Here is a 19,585-nt window from a genome sequence, read left to right as displayed (position 1 = left end):
GTTAAATTATGAAAAAACGCACAAAGATTTTTTATTGGCACGCGGCCTTACTGCTCGTATTCATGACTGCCGGGTGTACGGACGGTAACGATGAAGAGCCGAGCCATTCTTCAAGTCCGGCCGGAGAAAGCAGCGGCATCAACAAGGCTGAAACAGCATCAGCGGCAGAAAAAAAAGAACCAGTAAACAAAGATTCACATCACATTTCTGCGGACAAAAGCCTGTCGGCAGATTATTCTCCTCTGCAAATTGAATATGCCCGCATCTGGCTGCAGCTTGGGGAAAATCAGCAGATAGATGAATTGAACGTTCGCCGCATTCCGGCCGGAGCACTCGTCAACCCTGACGATCATACGAGCGCCCGCTATCCCGAAGATGTTACGCAGTTAGCAGGCTCCCGGTTAGTCGATGGGTCAGTCACTTACAGCAGCAATGGTGACGGCACCATTCAGATATACAATGTTCCTTTGCGCTGGGAGTCTCGTGAAGATACTGATCAAGGCGTAATGAAAGAAGTGACGGAGGAAATGATCCGCCATACAAAAAAAGTGTCTGTCGATACAGGAGACAATGAAAAAATAAGACGGTTAATAGACATCATGTCGATTCATTAAAAGAAGACAGGCAAAAAAGCAGAAGGAGGGATTTTTATGGCTGTCATATTGGTTGCGGATGACGACCGCCATATCCGTGAGCTTGTCCGACTCATGATGGAGCAGAGCGGCTTTGACGTCGCAGAAGCGGAAGACGGGGAAGCGGCGGTGCGGCTGATCGAATCAGCACCTATTGATCTCATCATACTGGATGTGATGATGCCGAAAATGGACGGGTTTGAAGTCAGTGGAGCCGTCCGCAGCTTTACGGACATTCCGATTTTGATGCTGACGGCAAAAGGCGAAACGCTGGACAAAGTGCAAGGTTTTACTTCCGGAGCGGATGATTATCTCGTCAAACCGTTTGAGCCGCTTGAGCTGGAAGCAAGGGTCAAAGCATTGCTGAAACGGTACCGGATCACCGCTGAAAAACTGCTGACCATCGGAAATGTCACATTAGATAAGCAATCCCGCACCGTAACGCGCGGCGGCGGAGCGGGATTGACGCTGCCCCGGCGTGAATTTGAGCTTTTATTTAAGCTCGCCGGTTATCCGAATAAGACGTTTTCAAGAGAACAATTAATAGAAGATATTTGGGGCTTTGATTATGAAGGTGACGAGCGGACGGTTGATGTGCATGTTAAAAGGCTGAGGGAACGGTTTCCGGAAAAGGACTATCCGTTTGCCATCCATACGGTGCGGGGGCTCGGGTATCGGTTTGTGGTGACAGAATGAAACGGATCTTCAGAACGGCTGGAAAAATCATCATCCTTCTCACCGTTACCGCATTCTTATGGCTGGCGGCTCATCTGATCGTTCAGGGATTCGGTCTCATATGGCCGATTTTGCTTGTGCCGTACGTCGAGCAGATTCTGACGCTCTGGCTTGTTTTCGGCCTGCTGTTTATAACGATGTTTATCTTTTCAAAGTCAGCACGTGAAAGACATCATGCGATCTGGGATTCGCTGACCGCCACGATCAAGCAAATGTCGAGCGGTAACTTCACAGCGGCCGCCTCCAGGAAAATGGAGAAGATTGAACGGGACCACCCCGTGACGAAATTGGCTGATGAACTGTCGACACTCGCCGCGGAACTGAGTGAAATGGAAAAGCTGAAACAAGAATTTATTTCGAACGTTTCCCATGAAATCCAAACCCCGCTTACTTCATTAAAGGGCTACGCGCACCTCCTGAAAAAACCGGATTTATCATATGAGGAGCGGGGGCGCTATTTACACATCATCGAGACAGAAACAGAACGATTATCAAAAATCAGTGAAAATCTGCTGAAGCTCACTGCGCTTGAACGCCAAACCGAACCGATACAAAAAAAACCGTTCCGCATTGACAAACAGCTGCGGCGCACCATATTGACCTGTGAGCCTGAATGGTCCGCCAAACAGATTGAGTTTCTCATTGATTTACAGGAGTCGTATGTGTACGGAGATGAAGCGCTGCTCAGCCAAGTATGGATGAATCTGATTCACAATGCCGTAAAATTTACCGGTGAAGGCGGCAGCATTTCCGTTAAAATTGTTGATCTGCCGGGAGCGGCGGCTGTCGAAATCGCCGACGACGGAATCGGAATGGAGCCTGAACAGGCGGAGCGGGTATTTGAACGGTTTTATAAAGCGGATAAGGCGAGAAACGCAGGGGGAAGCGGGCTCGGTCTGTCCATCGCCCAAAAAATCGCAGAGCTGCACGGCGGTTCGATAGAGGTTGAGAGCAAGCGCGGCGAAGGAACCCTTTTCCGCGTCATTCTTCCAGCCGAGCCTCGTGAAAAAAACAGCTAAAATCTGGTCGAACCAGCCAGTAAAAAACGAAGCCGATCCTGTCTTTTGAACTATTGAGGCGAAACCGTTTTATGGTATACTACTGACGGTAATACGTATAAAACGGAGGATATTTGTGGGAAAACACACTTCTGAACAGAAAAAGCACGCGCAAATTGTCCAGCTGCTTCAGGATGGACAATATTTTTTTCATAAAGGCTTAAAAGCATATAAAGAGCGGAATTTAAAACGGGCCAGCAAACTGATTCAGCGGGCCGTCCATCTCGAGCCGAATGATTCCGAAATGCTGTCACGGCTGGCCGTCATTTATTCTGAAATGGGCCACTACCAGCAGTCAAATGAGCTGTTCGACTTTATTTTGGTGAACCTGAAAGAAGAAATGCCCGAGTGTCATTATTTTAAAGCGAATAATTTCGCGCATTTGGGGCTCTTTCAGGAAGCATACAAAGAAGCGGCGGCTTATTCAGATGCCGATCCGGACGGGGAATTCAGCGAAGAGATTGAAAATCTGATGGAGCTTTTGGATTTCGGCGAAGCGGGTGAAAACGAATCACTCTATGACCAGGATGAGCTGCTGATCAGGCAGGACCGGGCAAAAACGCTTCTTGAGAGCGGCCAGCTTCATGAAGCGGTTGTCATGCTTGAAGAGATTACGGCCGATTACCCCGAGCTTTGGTCTGCATACAACAACCTGGCGCTCGCTTACTTTTACTCAGGCAATGTTACAAAAGCGAAACAGACGGTATTCGAAGTGCTTGAGAAAAATGAAGGCAATCTCCATGCCCTGTGCAACCTCCTTGTATTCTGCTATTACGAGAGGGAAGATGAAAAAGTCGGAGAATTGAGCGGAAAACTCGCCAACGTGTATCCGATTTTATTCGAACAGCGCTATAAGCTGGGGGCGACGCTTGCGCTTGTCGGCAGACATGATCTCGGTTATAAATGGCTCCGTTCTCTTTACAAAAGCGGGTTCGAAGGCGACGAAACGTTTTATTACTGGCTTGCCGCCTCAGCCTACGGGACAGGCCGCACAGAATTTGCGGAAACCATTTGGAAAAAGGCCGAAGCCGAATTTCCCGAATCAGACCGGCCCGCGCCTTGGGCGGAGCGGCAGGAACCGCTGCCTGCTTCACTGGAACAGCGGCTTGCCGCCTATTATATCAGCAGCGCTGAAGGAGAGCGGAACCAACTTGAAAAAGTTCTGACGGCAAAACGCGCCGTTTCACCGTTTGAACAAGATTTCGTCAGACTGCTGCTTTCCGGTGAAAAAGGCGCTTCAGGCGTCTCCGGTGACGCGCTGTTCACGTATCGGACGGTCAAGCTTCTGGAGAAAGCGGAAGCCGACAGTTTAAAAACTGACGTCATGAGCTGCTGGGTTTTTCACGTCATTCAGCATATCCGCGCCGCCGCTGCCGTACAGAATGAGCGGGCATGGGCCGCAGCCATCGCATACGTATGGAAAGAAGCAAACGGCGAAAAAACGACGAAAAAAGAAACGGCCGCCGTTTACGGTATAACCCCGGCAACCCTTTCGAAATACATCAGACAAATAGATGATATATTAGAATAAAACCGATTCTTTCTATATAAAGAGTCGGTTCTTTTTTTTATCATAAAGGGGCAAAACAGAACTTTACCGCCGAAAAAAGAGGTATTCATGCGTATTTTTTTGCTTTTTGAATCGAAATCAGGCCGTAATCACCGTTTATTTTGCAAAATATGAGATTTGCAATCACATTGAAATATAACTGTAATAAAAATTGTCGAAACATGATGGTATAATGAGTCTCGTACATAAGAGATTAGTTTATTTTACATGTGCTGTATAATCTATACCAATTAACCAGTTTCAAAGAATCGTACATAAAAATCATCAGCCTCACGGGCATGTGAGGGAGCGTAACTTTGATGTTCATAATAGAATTCCAAATGAGAACAGGTTTAAAGTAAAAGGGAGGAAAGAAAAAGTGAAAAAGAGTTTATTAACACTTGGTTTGGCTTCCGTCATCGGGACAAGCAGTTTTTTGATCCCGTTTACAAAAACTGCATCGGCGGAAACATTAGACAGCAAAAAAGCGAAAATTGAAAGCAAGCAATCTGAGGTGGCTTCAAGCCTTGAAGCAAAAGAAAGAGAATTGTCCAAGCTTCAGGACAAACAGGCTAAGATTGAAAAAGAACTGAAAGACATTAACGCTAAAGCGTTGGATACAAGCAATAAAATCGAAGATAAAAAAGCTGAAAACGAAAAAACGAAAAAGCAGATCGCTGATTTGAAAAAAGAAATCAAAGAAACAGAAGCGCGTATTGAAAAACGCAATGAAATCCTGAAAAAACGCGTTCGTTCTTTACAGGAAAACGGCGGTTCTCAAGGATACATAGATGTACTTTTAGGGGCGACAAGCTTCGGAGACTTCATTTCCCGTGCGACTGCAGTATCTTCTATCGTTGATGCGGATAAAGACCTGATCAAACAGCAGGAGCAGGATAAAGCGAAACTCGAAGACGCAGAGGCTGAACTTAACGTGAAGCTGAAAAAAGTTCAAGATGATCTTGCGAAACTCGAGTCTATGCAAAAAGACCTGAACAAACAGCTTGATCAGAAAGACAAGCTTTTCGACGAAGCGAAAAACGGTCAGAAAAAAGCGGCTTCCGCTATCTCTGATCTGAAAAAAGAAGCATCACAGCTTGCAAACCAAAAAGCTGACACTGAAAAAGAGCAGAAGCGCATTAAAGCTGAGCAGGCTGCTGCGGCTGCCCTGATCAAAAAACAGGAAGAAGCGCAAAAAGCTTCTGAAGACCAAAACCAAAAAGATGACAGCCAGCCGGCACCGGCGGTTAAAACTGTGAAAAAAGCGGCTGTTTCAACATCATCTGATTCATCTGACAGCTCAAGCAAACCGAAGAGCACTTCAGGCGGATCATCTCATAACAGCGGCGGTTCAGATGATTCTGACGGCGGATCTGTTATTTCAAATTCAGGCGGTATTGAAGGCGCGATCAGCGTAGGATCAAGCCTTGTGGGTCAATCTCCGTATAAATTCGGCGGCGGACGCACTCAATCCGATATTGACAACCGTATCTTTGACTGCTCTTCATTCGTACGCTGGGCTTATGCTAACGCAGGCGTTAATCTCGGACCTGCAAGCGGCACAAACACAGATACATTAATCGGAAGAGGTAAAGCAGTAAGCGCGTCTGACATGAAACGCGGAGACTTAGTATTCTTCAACACGTATAAAACAAACGGCCACGTCGGCATCTACTTAGGTAACGGAACGTTCCTGAACGATAATACATCACACGGTGTATCCATTGATTCTATGAGCAACCCTTACTGGAAGAAAGCATTCAACGGCAATGTAAGACGTGTCGTGCAATAATGAATAAGACAAGGGCCTTCTATCCCGGAAGGCTCTTTCTTTATTTGTATACCCGCTCAGGAGCTCCCTAATCACGGTTTCTCAGAAAAATGAGCAAAAAAATAGCGAATTGCCCTCAGATTTAATAGGATATGGGTAAGGAATACGATTGATGGGGATTCTTAGTCATATAGGGTGCGCCCCATTTCGAAAAGGAGTGAATCATGGTGTCAGAAGAAAAAATTTATGATGTGATCATTATCGGCGCGGGTCCGGCGGGGATGACCGCTGCTGTTTACACATCACGAGCGAACTTATCCACATTAATGATCGAAAGAGGAATTCCGGGCGGCCAGATGGCCAACACGGAGGATGTTGAAAACTATCCGGGTTTTGAAAGTATTCTCGGCCCTGAACTTTCTAATAAAATGTTTGAACATGCGAAAAAATTCGGTGCGGAATATGCGTACGGCGATATTAAAGAAATCGTGGACGGTAAAGAATATAAAACGGTCAAAGCCGGTTCAAAAGAATATAAAGCGCGCGCCATCGTCATTTCTGCCGGAGCGGAATACAAAAAGATCGGCGTTCCCGGCGAAAAAGAACTGGGCGGCCGCGGCGTATCGTACTGCGCGGTTTGTGACGGCGCGTTCTTTAAAAATAAAGAGCTTGTCGTTGTCGGCGGCGGAGACTCCGCCGTTGAAGAAGGCGTCTATCTGACACGCTTCGCTTCAAAAGTCACCATCGTTCACAGACGTGACAAATTGCGTGCGCAAAGCATTCTTCAGGCGCGTGCCTTTGACAATGAGAAAATTGACTTCAAATGGAACAAAACCGTAAAAGAAATCCATGAGGAAAACGGAAAAGTCGGCAGACTTACTCTTGTGGATACCGTGACGGGAGAAGAGGAAGAATTCAAAGCTGACGGCGTCTTTATTTATATCGGTATGCTTCCGCTTTCTAAACCGTTCGAAAACTTGGGCATCACAAATGAAGAAGGCTACATTGAAACAAATGCCCAAATGGAGACAAAAGTCCCAGGCATTTTCGCCGCGGGAGACATCCGTGAAAAAACGCTCCGCCAGATCGTAACGGCGACAGGCGACGGAAGTATTGCGGCTCAAAGCGTTCAGCATTATGTGGAAGAGCTTGAGGAAACGCTCAAAACCGTTAAATAATCACTGTAATGTTCAGTTTTTGAATCGTTACTGTGTTTTAATTACGCTGTAACACGGGTGAAATACTGATGTTTTAAGATGAATGTAGTAATTGACCCCCTTTTTAATGAATACACTTTGGCACGGATTCCAGTATCCGTGCCCTTTTTTTGCGATTTTTTGTTTTCTGTCAAATAAAAGAAAAGGATGTCGGTGTCTCTGCATTGTGAGAGACATGCCGAAACGGTATAATGAAGAGACGATGATTTGTTGAGAAGGTTAGGTGACGTACTTGTGCAAAGAGTGACAAATTGTGTGCTGCAGACAGATGATCAGGTTCTCCTTCTCCAAAAGCCGAGACGGGGCTGGTGGGTCGCGCCCGGCGGGAAGATGGAAAGCGGCGAATCCGTCAGAGATTCCGTCATCAGAGAGTACAGAGAAGAGACGGGCATTTATATACTAAATCCGCAGTTAAAAGGCGTGTTTACCTTTATTATTAAGGAACAGGAACAAATCGTGTCAGAGTGGATGATGTTTACTTTCGTCGCCGACTCCTACACGGGGCGGAATGTCGCTGAATCAGAGGAAGGCGTTCTGAAGTGGCATGACGTAAAAGATATCCACAGCCTTCCGATGGCCCCAGGAGACGGGCATATCCTTGATTTTATGATCAAGGGCCAAGGGCTTTTGCACGGCACCTTTACGTATACGCCGGACTTCGAGCTGCTCAGCTATCGTTTAGATCCGCAGCTTATCAAATAAAAGAAAGACCGCAGGGGGGAGAAAGATGAGTATGAATGAAAACCATGATATTCAGCTCGTCATCATTACGGGAATGTCTGGAGCGGGGAAAACCGTCGCCATTCAAAGCTTTGAGGATCTCGGCTATTTTTGCGTCGACAATCTGCCGCCTTCCTTGCTGCCGAAATTTTTGGAGCTGATGAAAGAATCAAGTTCAAAAATGAGCAAGGTCGCGCTTGTCATGGATCTGCGGGGACGTGAATTTTTTGACAGGCTGATTGAGGCGCTGGATGAAATGGCGGAAAATCCGTGGATTACACCGCGCATTCTCTTTTTAGACGCTAAGGATTCCATCCTTGTGACGAGATACAAAGAAACGAGGCGTTCTCACCCGCTGGCCGCTACCGGGCTTCCTCTTGAAGGAATCGCGCTGGAACGCCAGCTGCTTGAAGAATTGAAAGGGCGCTCTCAGCTGATCTATGACACATCGGATATGAAACCACGTGATCTGCGTGAAAAAATCGTGGCGCATTTCGCCACGAACCAAGGTGAAACATTTACAGTGAACGTGATGTCATTCGGTTTCAAATACGGGCTTCCGATAGATGCCGACCTCGTGTTTGATGTAAGGTTTCTGCCGAATCCGTTCTACATTGAAAGCATGAGGCCGCTTACGGGGAAAGATGAGGAAGTGTCATCCTATGTGATGAAGTGGAACGAAACACAAAAGTTTATTGAAAAGCTTGTTGATCTGCTCGGCTTTATGCTTCCGTCTTATAAGCGGGAAGGTAAAAGCCAGCTTGTCATCGCGATCGGCTGTACGGGCGGCCAGCACCGCTCCGTCACGCTCGCTGAGTATTTGGCTGACTATTTTAAAAAAGATTTCTATACTCATGTCACTCACCGGGACATTGAAAAGAGAAGCCGGAAATGAATAAGAAGCCGAAAATCGCAATCTTCGGCGGCGGAACGGGTCTGTCCGTGCTGCTTCGGGGGTTAAAGCATAAGCCCGTTGATATTACGGCGATTGTGACAGTTGCTGATGACGGCGGAAGTTCAGGCCGTCTGCGGGATGAACTTCAAATTCCGCCGCCGGGTGACATTCGTAACGTACTGGCTGCTTTGTCAGATGTTGAGCCGCTCGTTGAAAATCTGTTTCAGCACCGTTTCAACAAAGGAAGCGACTTAACCGGACATTCGCTCGGCAATTTGATTTTGGCAGCGATGACAAATATAACCGGTGATTTCTTTCACGCTGTCACCGAAATGAGCAAGGTGCTGAATGTCCGCGGCAGAGTGCTGCCGGCTGCCAACACCAGTGTCGTTCTTCACGCTGAAATGGAGGACGGGCAGGTCGTCTCCGGAGAATCGACAATCCCTTCTTACGGACAGCGGATTAAACGGGTGTTTCTTACGCCTGAAAAAATTGATCCGCTCCCGGAAACGATTGACGTCATCCGTCAGGCCGATTTGATCATTATCGGTCCGGGAAGCCTGTACACAAGCATTCTTCCGAATCTGCTCGTGCCGAAAATCGGAGAGGAAGTCGTCAAGGCCGCGGCCAAAAAAGTATATATATGCAACGTCATGACACAGCCCGGCGAGACGCTTCAATACAGCGCGGCCGACCATGTCAAGGCGCTGAACGATCATATGGAGCAGCCGTTTATCGACACGATCTTAATCAACAATGAGGAGATCCCTGACGAAATCAAAAGCAAATATGCGAAAGAGCTGGCCCGGCCCGTCGACTTCAATGTTGAAAAGCTGAAATCCATGGGGCTTGAGGTCATCAGGGATCAGATTATCACGTATAAAAATGACGTAATCCGTCACGATACACATAAAGTGGCTTCTCTTCTTGTCGATTTATTAAGAGACTAGAGGCCTTTTGAAATGAGGTGGCTAATATGTCATTTGCATCGGAAACAAAAAAAGAACTGACGAATCTGGAAGTGAAGGACTGCTGCGCCAAGGCGGAGCTGTCCGCGCTGATTCGGATGAACGGTTCCCTGTCATTTTCAAACCGCCATCTCGTGCTTGACGTTCAAACCGAAAATGCGGCGATTGCCCGCCGCATTTATACATTGCTGAAGAAACAATATGATGTATCGGTCGAACTGTTAGTCAGAAAAAAAATGCGGCTGAAAAAAAACAATGTTTATATTGTGCGCTTTTCTGAAAATGCAAAGCTGATTTTAGAGGAATTGAAAATCCTGGGGGAGAACTTTGTATTTGAACGGAATATTTCTGAGGAACTGGTGGCGAAACGGTGCTGCAAACGTTCTTATATGAGAGGGGCGTTTTTGGCGGGAGGATCTGTGAATAATCCCGAAACATCGTCGTACCACTTGGAAATCTTCTCGCTTTATAAGGAACATAACGATTCATTATGCGCCCTGCTGAATGATTTTCATCTGAACAGCAAAACGCTTGAACGGAAAAAAGGCTATATTACGTATTTAAAAGAGGCGGAAAAAATCACTGAATTTCTGAATGTCATCGGCGCTCACAATTCACTGCTGCGCTTTGAAGATGTGCGGATTGTCAGAGATATGAGAAACTCAGTGAACCGCCTCGTCAATTGTGAAACAGCAAACTTAAACAAAACCATCGGGGCTTCTCTCAGACAGGTGGAAAATATTAAATACATTGATGAACGGATCGGTCTTGAAGCGCTGCCGGAAAAGCTTCGCGAAATTGCGCAGCTGCGGATTGATTATCAGGAGGTCACGCTGAAAGAACTGGGGGAAATGGTTGCAAGCGGGAAAATCAGCAAATCCGGCATCAATCACAGGCTGAGAAAGCTCGATGAAATCGCAGAACAGCTGCGTACAGGACAAAGCATCACTTTGAAATAACCGTACAGAAAAGGGGAGATCTTATGGTTCAGGGGAAAGTGGAAGTGCGTTTAAAGACGGGATTGCAGGCGCGCCCCGCTGCATTGTTTGTACAGGAGGCAAATCGTTTTGCATCAGATGTGTTTCTTGAGAAAAACGGCAAGAAAGTGAATGCCAAAAGCATTATGGGATTAATGAGTCTGGCGGTCAGTACGGGGACGGAAGTCACTCTGATCGCTGAAGGCGACGATGAAAAGGAAGCGCTGGAAAAGTTGTCCGCTTATGTGCAGGAAGAAGTGTAAACACTTTGTAAGGGGGACGGAACGATGAATGAGTTTCTGAAAGATTGTTATCAAACGATAGGCTGGGAAAAGGATTCCCTCGATTTCAGCAACCTGCCGGAGTTTTTAAAGGCGCTCGCGTATCGGTTTCCGTTTGAAAACCGCGCCGTTTTGTCCAAAAAAGAATATGACGTCACGAAAGAAGGACTGTGGCGGCACATGGTGAAGGAACCTCACGGCGGTCTTTGTTATGACTTGAACGGACTGCTTTATTTCATCCTGAAAGATGCCGGATTTGATGTCAAATTGATCCGCGGAACGGTCTGGAAAAACGGCTGGGCGCTGCCCGGCACACATGCGGCCGTACTTCTTTCCGCCGGGGGAAATGAGTACATCGCTGATGCAGGCTTCGGCCTCAATCTCGCCATGCAGCCTGTGCCGATGTCGGGAGACGAGACGGTATCAGCGGCCGGAGCGTTCCGCGTGAGGATAGAAGAGACGGAATTCGGGACATACGTGCTTGAAATGAACAAAGGGGACGGCTGGCAGACAGGCTACGCATTTTCGCTTGAAGAAATCGATGAAAAGGACCTCAAGTCTATGAAACAAACAATCTTTGAACATGAACGCTCTCCTTTCAACAAACGCCTGCTTGCTTCTAAGCGGACACCGGAAGGGCACATGGTTCTGTCTGAACGCAATATAACAATAAAAAAACACGATGGCACGGCGGAAAACAGCAGAATAGACCGCTCAGAGTTTGAAGAAAAATTTACTGCTCATTTTATATGAAGCTTGCAGATTCTCTGCAAAAAAACGGCCTCCGCAGGGAAGCCGTTTTTTGTATGTGTTTATCTCATTTTTGTAAAGGTTTGATAGTGGTCTGTCGTCTTATAAATCAGCCAGTCGCTTGAGTAAAGAATCCGGTCTGAATTTCTGAAGCCTGATGTATAGTTAATATCCGCTTCACGCCACGTCCGTCCGCTTTTTACAGGGAGTTTGCCTTCCCTGTTTGAGAAGATGTCCCCGCCGATGCTTTTCCCCGGGGCGACGTCCGCCAGATTCCCCTTTGATGCCACCCAGCCGAGGGCCTGTGCTTCTGATTTTGTAATGTAGTTATCAGGAAGCTTGTGATAGGTCTGAAGATAATCTGCAACCCCGTCAAACGTGTTGATAACCTGTGCTTCAGTGTGCGCCTTGTGAGAAGATGTATCCGTCTTGGCAGCCGTTGAAAACAGCATCCCCGCCGCGGAGAACAGCACCAGCAAACAAACGGAAATCCACGATAATCGTTTTTTCAAAGCAATACCTCCCATTTTTATCATGTGAAGCTGATTCCTTTTCATTGTATCAGCATCAAGAGAAAGGAATAGAAAGAATTTTAAAATAGTACTTTTGATCTAGTGAAAAATAAACCCCGGCTGAAACGGCCGGGATTTTTCATCTCATTGAAATTCCTTCGTGAGGTTTTTCGGTGTTTTTCCGTATACGGCGTCAATCATGTTCTGTGCGGCTTGCTTGAACATATTCAAGCGGATTTTTGCGGTTGCTGACCCGATATGCGGAAGCAATGTGACGTTTTCCAGCTGCAGGAGCGGATTATCTTCGGCGATCGGCTCTTTTTCAAACACATCTAAACCGGCGCCTTTTATCCAGCCCTCTTGCAATGCGCGGATGAGCGCTTTCTCATCAACTGTCTTTCCCCGGGAAATATTGACGAAACATGCCGTATCTTTCATCAATTTAAATTCCCTCTCTCCCATCATATGATATGTTTCGTCAGTAAGCGGGGTAATTAAAAGCACAAAGTCTGATGTTTTCAGCAGTGTATCTAAGTCGGTATATGTAACCCCGAGTTCCTTCTCGGCATCCGGTTTTCTGCTGCGGTTATAATACAGCACGTCCATATCGAAGCCGAATTTTGCCCGTTTGGCAGCTTGTTCACCGATTCTGCCCATGCCGATAATTCCTAATGTCTGATGGTGGACATCCATACCGAAAAGAGATTCCTCCTCAACGGTTCCCCATTTGCCGGCGCGGACGAATCGATCCAATTCGGCAACCCGTCTGGCGGAAGACAGAATTAATGAAAAAGCCAGATCAGCGACAGTGTCATCTAAGGTGTACGGTGTATGCGTGCCGACAACCCCGCGCCTTTTCATTTCTTTAATATTAAAATTATCATAGCCGACTGAATTATTGCTGACGACCTTCAGCTTCGGCGCGTGATCCAGCAAATCACTGTCAATTGCCGTTCCGGATGTCAGCAGCCCTTCAGCATCTTTCATTTTTTCGTACAGTTTCTCTTTTGGAATGGTATCTTCTTTCCAGATGTCATAGCGGCAATGCTCGCCTATCATTTGTTCGACTTCGGGCGGTATCGGTTTCGCGATGAATACATAGGGTTTCAACGGGCTTCTCCTCCTTTGTCTTTCTTCTCTATTTTATTATATAAGAGAAGCGGTAACGTGAGAAATAATCAAACGCATTACGATAAATTTCTGGTTCTTTTGAACTTAAAATGAAAGAAAAAGAAATGTACATGCTTGATTTCTCCAAACAATAACAGAATCCGCCTATATTTCTGAAGGCAAAATGAGCGGAACCGCTGTTTTCAAAAGCTTTATAGGTTGGTGTAAAGATAAATTTTATTATTTTTGAAAGATATAAATGAATATAATCTGAATTTACAGTTAAATTATCGTGTCTTTTTTTGAAAGCGCTTTTGAGGCCTTTTTCTGTGCTATAATTCCTTACTGTAAGCTGGGTAAGAAGGCTTGCAATACAATCGGATGGGAGATGAATAGAAAAATGGTTTCTTTATCAAGCATTTTGGAGCACAACCAGCAGTTTGTCCAAGAAAGGAAATATGAACCTTACCAAACGACAAAATTCCCGAAAAAAAAGCTTGTCATCGTATCCTGTATGGATACAAGGCTGACGGAGCTTCTGCCGCAGGCGATGGGACTCAGAAACGGCGATGCCAAAATCATAAAAAACGCGGGAGCCATTGTTTCTCACCCATTTGGAAGTGTCATGCGGAGCATTTTGGTTGCCGTTTATGAACTGCAGGCAGAGGAAGTCTGCATCATAGGTCACCGCGAGTGCGGAATGTCGGGATTAAATGCGGCTTCCATATTAAATAAAGCAAAAGAGCGCGGGGTGGAGGACAAATGTCTCAGCCTTCTGCAGCATGCGGGAGTCGATTTGGAAACATGGCTGACCGGTTTTCACAGCGTCGAAGAAAGCGTGGCCCACAGCGTGAATATGGTCAGGCATCATCCGCTCTTGCCTGAAGAGGTGCCGGTGCACGGGCTGGTGATCGATCCGGGAACGGGGACGCTGGATGTAGTCGTTGACGGTTATGAAACAGTCAAAGGAGGATGCAGCTGACGATGCAATTTACCGGCAGATATCAGGGATACAATTTGCAGAAATTTCAGAAAGACCTAATCGCGGGAATTGTGGTCGGAATTGTAGCGATTCCACTGGGGATGGCCTTTGCCATCGCCTCGGGGGTCGGTCCGGAATACGGGCTTTACACCGTTATTGTGGCCGGAATTCTGATTTCGCTGTTGGGCGGCTCTAAATATCAGATCGGCGGGCCTACAGGGGCGTTTGTTCCCATTTTATTTGCCATTGTGATGCAGTATGGTTTTGAGAATTTACTTGTAGCCGGTTTTATGGCAGGCGTCATGCTCGTCCTGTTTGGCGTATTTAAGCTCGGAAAGATTATGAAATTCGTGCCGAAGCCGGTGATCGTCGGATTTACGGCCGGGATCGCGGTGCTGATTTTCTCGGAGCAGATTGCCCATTTTCTCGGTCTGCGCGATATCCAAAAGCATGAAAGCTTTATCCTCAACATTGCGGAAATAGGCAAGAAGATCGGAACCTTTAATTTGTACAGCATCCTCATCGCGGGAATTGCTTTGGCCATTTTGCTGTTATCAGCCAGGCTGATGCCGAAGATCCCGGGCGCGCTTGTGGCGCTGCTTGTCTCTACAGCCGCGGCGGTCGTGTTTTTTCCTGACAAAATGGCGACAATCGGTTCTGCTTACGGAGAAATTCCGCGGCAGCTTCCGGCTTTCCAGCTTCCGGATTTCTCAATTGATAACATGGTGATGATGTTTCCGTCGGCTCTGATCATTGCGCTTCTCGGCGGACTTGAATCCATATTATCGGCGATGGTCGCGGACAATATGAAAGGATCACGGCATGACAGCAATAGGGAGCTTGTCGGGCAGGGCATCGCCAATATGGCAGCGCCGCTTTTCGGCGGCATACCGGCAACGGGAGCGATTGCGCGGACCGCAACAAATATTAAAAACGGCGCAGTTTCTCCGATTTCCGGTGTTGTCCACGGAGTCACCGTCCTCCTCGTCCTGCTCGTCTTCGCCCCGCTTGCCGTTCACGTACCGCTGGCAAGCATGGCGCCGGTATTGATGGTTGTGGCTTGGAACATGAGTGAGCGGAGAGAAGTCGCCAATATGATGCGGCTGAAAAACACTGATTCATTCGTACTGGCGGCAACCTTTTTGCTGACGGTTCTGTTTGATTTAATTATCGGCGTTTCTGCCGGTCTTGTGCTCGCTTTTATTTTCTTTATCAGAAAAATGAGCGAATCAACAAGCATTAAAACACCGCATGCCGCAGTCAAATCGGTTAAAAATGATTCGTCCGTCAGCACATATTCCATTGAAGGACCGCTGTTTTTCGGTTCAATTGATTCACTGGAATCATCGCTGCTGGAGAGGCTTCAGGAAAAGCCGAAGACGCTTATTCTGCTGATGAATAATGTGCATTACATGGATACCTCCGCAGAAGCGGTGCTGGGGAATGTAATGAACCGGATCAAACGGCATAACGGGAGATTGATGATCGTCGGATTGCAGTCACAGCCGAGAGAGCTGATCCGGAAGACGGGGCTGTTTCATAAAATCGGGAAACAGCATTTCTTTGAGCATCAGGACGAGATAACGGGATAAATTCAGATACGGCCTGTCCATGAAAAAGCGGACGGGCCGTGTTTTTATTCGGTTTCAAAGCGCTTGATCAGTTTTTCCTGATGGGCTTTCATCGCATCTTCTAACGTGATTCCGTACTTATCGGCAAGGATAGCCAGATTTCCGAGGACGTCACCCATTTCTTCAATCAGCTCCTGCCTGCGTTCAGCCTGGGTCGCGTCCTTTTCATCCGGCCGGTCTCTGCCGATTTCATATGCTCTTACCGCCCGGGCGAGCTCACCCGCCTCTTCCATTAAAAAGCCGATTCTGATAAATGGCCCGTACGCCGTCCATCCTCGTTTTTCGTAAAAATCTTTCGTCCATTGTTCTGCTTCAGCCATCTGCATGTGAAACACTCCTTATGTCCTGTATGATTCTTATTGATATTATCATATAGAGATGGGACAATATATAGTGTATTTTGATTTATTGATGTACATATATAGATGCGGAGATGAAAAAATGAAAACCATTTGTGTATTTGCGGGGTCAAACCCGGGGGTAAATGAAGAGTACAAACGCAAAGCGGCCGAACTGGGTGAATATATGGCGGAGCAGGGAATCGGCCTTGTTTACGGCGGTTCACGGGTCGGTCTGATGGGAACCGTCGCTGATGCGTTAATGGCAGGCGGCGGAAAAGCTGTCGGCGTCATGCCGAGCGGGCTTTTCAGCGGAGAGATTGTTCATCAGAATCTGACGGAGCTGATTGAAGTCAGCGGCATGCATGAGCGGAAAGCGAAAATGAGTGAACTTTCCGACGGGTACATTGCCATGCCCGGCGGTTTCGGAACATATGAAGAGTTATTTGAAGTGCTGTGCTGGGCGCAAATCGGCATTCATCAAAAACCGATCGGGCTGTACAATGTGAACGGGTATTTTGAGCCGATGATGAAGATGGTCAAGTACAGCATCCAGGAAGGATTTTCGAATGAGTCTCATTTAAAGCTGATACATAGTTCCTCCCGGCCGGATGAGCTGATTGAGCAGATGAATCGGTATACATACCCGATTTTAGATAAGAAATGGCGTGAATTGTAAGGCAGCGGTCTGAAATATGTTTCGGCGGCTGCATCTAATTCATTCTGACGGAAAGTTCTTTTCTCCTTCTCATGCGTACCACGCCTTTCTTCGTAATAAGAGATATGTCTGAGAATAAGAGGCGAATGAGAATGCTGTTGGGGTTGAAAGAAGAACATCCATTTCCTCAAAGGAGATGGATGTTTTGCGGTTTCCAGACTGTATGCGTTTACAACTTTTGTTGCACGAAAGTTTCTTCCGATATGAAATCATCCTGCTGCATCTTTTGTTTTTTTGAACCGATTCCAAATATACCGACTGTCAGTGCACAAAGAAACCAGCAGCCTGTAAAGAATAAGAAAACACTTAAAAATCCGTAGCCTGAATACAGGAAACTGACGACAAAGGGACCGGCTACATTTGCAAGGCGTCCTACGCCGTAAGTGAGGCCATTTCCAGATGCCCTGGCTTCAACCGGATATAATTCCGGCGTATAAGCATATGCGATCGAACTGAAAGTACGCTCAAACATATGCATGAGAAATCCGCATACGATAATGACCATCGGCAAAGGATTGATGCCGTAAAAGAATCCAAGCGCCATAATAATTAACGATAAAACAGAAATGGCCCACTTTCGATCCACACGGTCAGAGATTTGCGCCGCAATGAGAGCGCCCAGCGGGGCACCGATCGTTCCCAGAGTGACGTATACGATAGACTCATCCATTGATACGCCTTCTTTCACCAGAAGGGTGGGAACCCACGTGCCAAAGCCTTGAATTGCAATGGTGGAAGCTGCCCACATCGTCATTAAAACAAAAGTTCTTCCTGCTAAAGGCTTTTGAAACAGCGTCCGATATGGAACGGATTTTACAGCGGTTTGTCTGCTTTGCAGAGCCGGAGCTGGTTCAGGCAGTTCACCCTTTTCATTTTCTGCTTTTGCCTCCAGTTCAAGCAGAATGCGGTGTGCTTGTTCGCTTTTTCCTTTCGTGTCCAGCCATTTCGGTGATTCTTCCAGTTTTCTGGCGATCAGCGGAAAAAAAATACCGACCGCGCCGAATAGAAAGACAAACCGCCAGCCGTAAGAGGCGGACGGCACGACCAATTTAGCCACCCAGCCGGCCGCAGGAATTCCGCATATGCCGATTGTAATACAGATTGCCTGGTATTTGCCTTTAGTTGCGGATGGGAAAAATTCGCTGATATACGTACTCGCCACAATCGTTGTGGCGCCGATACCTAAACTCGTAAAAAATCTAAAAACACCGAGTATTTCTGGGTTCCAAGCCAGAGAAGAGAGGAGGGAGAAGGAAGAGAAAAAGGTGACAACCAGAATTAAACCTTTTTTCCTTCCGAAACGGTCTGAAAACCATCCTCCGGCAGAGGCGCCGATAAACATTCCGAAATAGGAGACAGATGTAATAAAAGCGATAGTATGAGTGGATATGTTCCATTCCTTTAAAAGTGAAGGCGCCGCATATGAAAACGTATTTAAATCGATAAAATCAAAAAAGTAAGCGAATGAAAGGATAACGAGCACTGCTTGATGGGCCCTTGAAAAAGGCAGTCTGTTTAATCGATTAGACGCATTTACATTGATCATCTCGTATTCCTCCGTTTATCTTTGACTTGTCTGAAGACGGTATTAACCAATGTGATTGAGCGTATTCATGCTGTAACTTTGTTTAGTAAACACATAGCCTTCAGAGATTTTTCTTGCTGTGCGTACTACTTTAATCGTTGTTCCGTCCGGATCAACATCTGCCTCGGTTTTTAAAATACCGCTTGGATGCCCCAATCGGATCGTTCTCCCGGAGAATGAAAATTCAGATAATATTGTATCTTGCAATAGCATGCCGGCAGTCGTACATACCGCCCCTGTAATGGCTAAAGCTTGATGCGGTTTTTGCATGGACATCATACGAATGACAAGATCCATCTCTTCTGCGTGTCTCTTTATCCCTTTTGTATCGATATAATCCGCTGGAGATGAGATTAATGTCAGTTTTGGTACGGCCGGTGATTTTGCAGCAGCCTCATGTCTCGGAGCGAATCTGCATTTCTCGGCTGCAATCGATCGGATCATTTCGAGCTTTTCCAATATATCCGGGGTATATTCATCCGGAAGTTCTAAGCCGGTAAGCCCCGTGTCCTCTGCTTTTACAAAGACAAGCGGATTGGCGTAATCAATAATCGATACCGAGATATTTCCATACGGTGTATCGAGAACATCAATAGGCTGACCGGTGGGAAACAGCTTACCGGTCACCGCTCCTTCAGCCTGGTGAAATGAAAGATAAATAGGAGAAGCTGTACCTGGAACCCCCGGAATAGAGCAGTCCCCCTGGTAATGAAATGTTCCATTTCTGACTTCGACTTCTGCTGCGATCACTTTTTGAGTGTTTGTATTTAAAATTCTGACTTTTGTAACCGGCTCTTCAGCTTGAACGAGCCCTTTCTCAATAGCATAAGGGCCTACGGCAGAAGAGATATTTCCGCAATTTCCTTTGAAGTCGGTAAATTTGTCAGTCAAACTGACCTGAGCAAACGTATACTCAACATCTGCATCCTTTCTGGCGGATTTCTTAATAATGGCTGCCTTGCTTGTGAGAGAATGGCCGCCGCCGAGACCGTCAATTTGTCTCTCGTCAGGGCTCCCCATAATGTCTAAAAGAAAATCGCTCCATAGGTTTGTATCGTCTGGCATGTCTTTTTGAAGAATAAAAACGCCTTTGCTGGTGCCGCCTCTCATGACGGTTACAGGAACTTTTTCCATGCTGTCTCATCCTTACATCATT

General features: G+C 46.7%; 20 protein-coding genes. 15 read left to right on the top strand and 5 right to left on the bottom strand.

Going from position 1 to position 19,585, the window contains the following annotated elements:
- Positions 1–8 precede the first annotated feature (8 nt).
- The 12 genes from L3V45_RS16550 (at position 9) to L3V45_RS16495 (ending at position 11,556) form a co-directional block, all read left to right on the top strand.
- The gene (locus L3V45_RS16550; RefSeq protein ID WP_234949476.1) at positions 9–614 is read left to right on the top strand and encodes a hypothetical protein; all 606 of its coding nucleotides are present in this window, start codon (positions 9–11) and stop codon (positions 612–614) included.
- Positions 615–650: 36 nt separating this feature from the next.
- On the top strand, positions 651–1,328 hold the full coding sequence (locus tag L3V45_RS16545; protein WP_234949475.1) for a response regulator transcription factor: 678 nt from the start codon (positions 651–653) through the stop codon (positions 1,326–1,328).
- Positions 1,325–2,386 carry a sensor histidine kinase gene (locus tag L3V45_RS16540; protein WP_234949474.1) on the top strand — a complete coding sequence of 354 codons (1,062 nt, stop codon included), beginning with the start codon at positions 1,325–1,327 and terminating at the stop codon, positions 2,384–2,386. Before L3V45_RS16545 ends, L3V45_RS16540 begins: the two co-directional genes overlap by 4 nt.
- A gap of 115 nt (positions 2,387–2,501) precedes the next feature.
- Positions 2,502–3,956: a tetratricopeptide repeat protein gene (locus tag L3V45_RS16535; protein WP_007407425.1), complete on the top strand. Its 1,455-nt coding sequence runs from the start codon at positions 2,502–2,504 to the stop codon at positions 3,954–3,956.
- A gap of 397 nt (positions 3,957–4,353) precedes the next feature.
- Entirely contained in the window at positions 4,354–5,766 is a 1,413-nt protein-coding gene (locus L3V45_RS16530; protein ID WP_003151485.1) for a peptidoglycan DL-endopeptidase CwlO, read from the top strand.
- A gap of 206 nt (positions 5,767–5,972) precedes the next feature.
- Positions 5,973–6,923: a thioredoxin-disulfide reductase gene (trxB, locus tag L3V45_RS16525; RefSeq protein ID WP_007407423.1), complete on the top strand. Its 951-nt coding sequence runs from the start codon at positions 5,973–5,975 to the stop codon at positions 6,921–6,923.
- A 273-nt stretch (positions 6,924–7,196) separates the two neighbouring features.
- Positions 7,197–7,664, top strand: a complete 468-nt coding sequence (locus L3V45_RS16520) for an 8-oxo-dGTP diphosphatase (RefSeq protein WP_003151491.1) — start codon at positions 7,197–7,199, stop codon at positions 7,662–7,664.
- A 25-nt stretch (positions 7,665–7,689) separates the two neighbouring features.
- A complete protein-coding gene (gene rapZ, locus L3V45_RS16515) occupies positions 7,690–8,577 on the top strand; it encodes an RNase adapter RapZ (protein WP_012118535.1) in 888 nt (295 codons plus the stop codon).
- Positions 8,574–9,527 carry a gluconeogenesis factor YvcK family protein gene (locus L3V45_RS16510; RefSeq protein WP_032858271.1) on the top strand — a complete coding sequence of 318 codons (954 nt, stop codon included), beginning with the start codon at positions 8,574–8,576 and terminating at the stop codon, positions 9,525–9,527. The genes rapZ and L3V45_RS16510 overlap by 4 nt, the downstream gene beginning before the upstream one ends.
- 26 nt (positions 9,528–9,553) lie before the next feature.
- Positions 9,554–10,504, top strand: a complete 951-nt coding sequence (gene whiA, locus L3V45_RS16505) for a DNA-binding protein WhiA (protein WP_003151494.1) — start codon at positions 9,554–9,556, stop codon at positions 10,502–10,504.
- A gap of 23 nt (positions 10,505–10,527) precedes the next feature.
- Positions 10,528–10,785 carry an HPr family phosphocarrier protein gene (locus L3V45_RS16500; protein ID WP_003151495.1) on the top strand — a complete coding sequence of 86 codons (258 nt, stop codon included), beginning with the start codon at positions 10,528–10,530 and terminating at the stop codon, positions 10,783–10,785.
- A 24-nt stretch (positions 10,786–10,809) separates the two neighbouring features.
- A complete protein-coding gene (locus tag L3V45_RS16495; RefSeq protein WP_014305898.1) occupies positions 10,810–11,556 on the top strand; it encodes an arylamine N-acetyltransferase family protein in 747 nt (248 codons plus the stop codon).
- Positions 11,557–11,615: 59 nt separating this feature from the next.
- On the opposite strand, the gene L3V45_RS16490 is transcribed toward L3V45_RS16495, so the two are convergent.
- Positions 11,616–12,005, bottom strand: a complete 390-nt coding sequence (locus L3V45_RS16490) for a ribonuclease (RefSeq protein WP_223203805.1) — start codon at positions 12,003–12,005, stop codon at positions 11,616–11,618.
- Between the two features lie 204 nt (positions 12,006–12,209).
- On the bottom strand, positions 12,210–13,175 hold the full coding sequence (locus L3V45_RS16485; protein WP_272904715.1) for a 2-hydroxyacid dehydrogenase: 966 nt from the start codon (positions 13,173–13,175) through the stop codon (positions 12,210–12,212).
- Positions 13,176–13,575: 400 nt separating this feature from the next.
- Between L3V45_RS16485 and L3V45_RS16480 the strand changes: the two genes are divergently transcribed.
- On the top strand, positions 13,576–14,157 hold the full coding sequence (locus L3V45_RS16480; RefSeq protein WP_003151503.1) for a beta-class carbonic anhydrase: 582 nt from the start codon (positions 13,576–13,578) through the stop codon (positions 14,155–14,157).
- Positions 14,158–14,159: 2 nt separating this feature from the next.
- Positions 14,160–15,749, top strand: a complete 1,590-nt coding sequence (locus tag L3V45_RS16475) for a SulP family inorganic anion transporter (RefSeq protein ID WP_015387657.1) — start codon at positions 14,160–14,162, stop codon at positions 15,747–15,749.
- 44 nt (positions 15,750–15,793) lie between these two features.
- Here L3V45_RS16475 and L3V45_RS16470 read toward each other — a convergent pair whose 3' ends face one another.
- Positions 15,794–16,114: a MazG nucleotide pyrophosphohydrolase domain-containing protein gene (locus tag L3V45_RS16470; RefSeq protein WP_003151506.1), complete on the bottom strand. Its 321-nt coding sequence runs from the start codon at positions 16,112–16,114 to the stop codon at positions 15,794–15,796.
- Between the two features lie 115 nt (positions 16,115–16,229).
- Here L3V45_RS16470 and L3V45_RS16465 point away from each other — a divergent pair, with 115 nt between their 5' ends.
- A complete protein-coding gene (locus L3V45_RS16465; RefSeq protein ID WP_058906379.1) occupies positions 16,230–16,805 on the top strand; it encodes an LOG family protein in 576 nt (191 codons plus the stop codon).
- A 208-nt stretch (positions 16,806–17,013) separates the two neighbouring features.
- On the opposite strand, the gene L3V45_RS16460 is transcribed toward L3V45_RS16465, so the two are convergent.
- Entirely contained in the window at positions 17,014–18,390 is a 1,377-nt protein-coding gene (locus tag L3V45_RS16460; protein ID WP_014305894.1) for an MFS transporter, read from the bottom strand.
- A gap of 42 nt (positions 18,391–18,432) precedes the next feature.
- Positions 18,433–19,563 carry a 2-methylaconitate cis-trans isomerase PrpF family protein gene (locus L3V45_RS16455; protein WP_014305893.1) on the bottom strand — a complete coding sequence of 377 codons (1,131 nt, stop codon included), beginning with the start codon at positions 19,561–19,563 and terminating at the stop codon, positions 18,433–18,435.
- Between the last annotated feature and the right edge of the window lie 22 nt (positions 19,564–19,585).

Source organism: Bacillus sp. R45 (genome assembly GCF_021729365.1).
GTDB lineage: Bacteria > Bacillota > Bacilli > Bacillales > Bacillaceae > Bacillus > Bacillus velezensis.
Note: the sequence above shows the minus strand (reverse complement) of the source record. Positions and strands in the feature narration are given on the sequence as shown.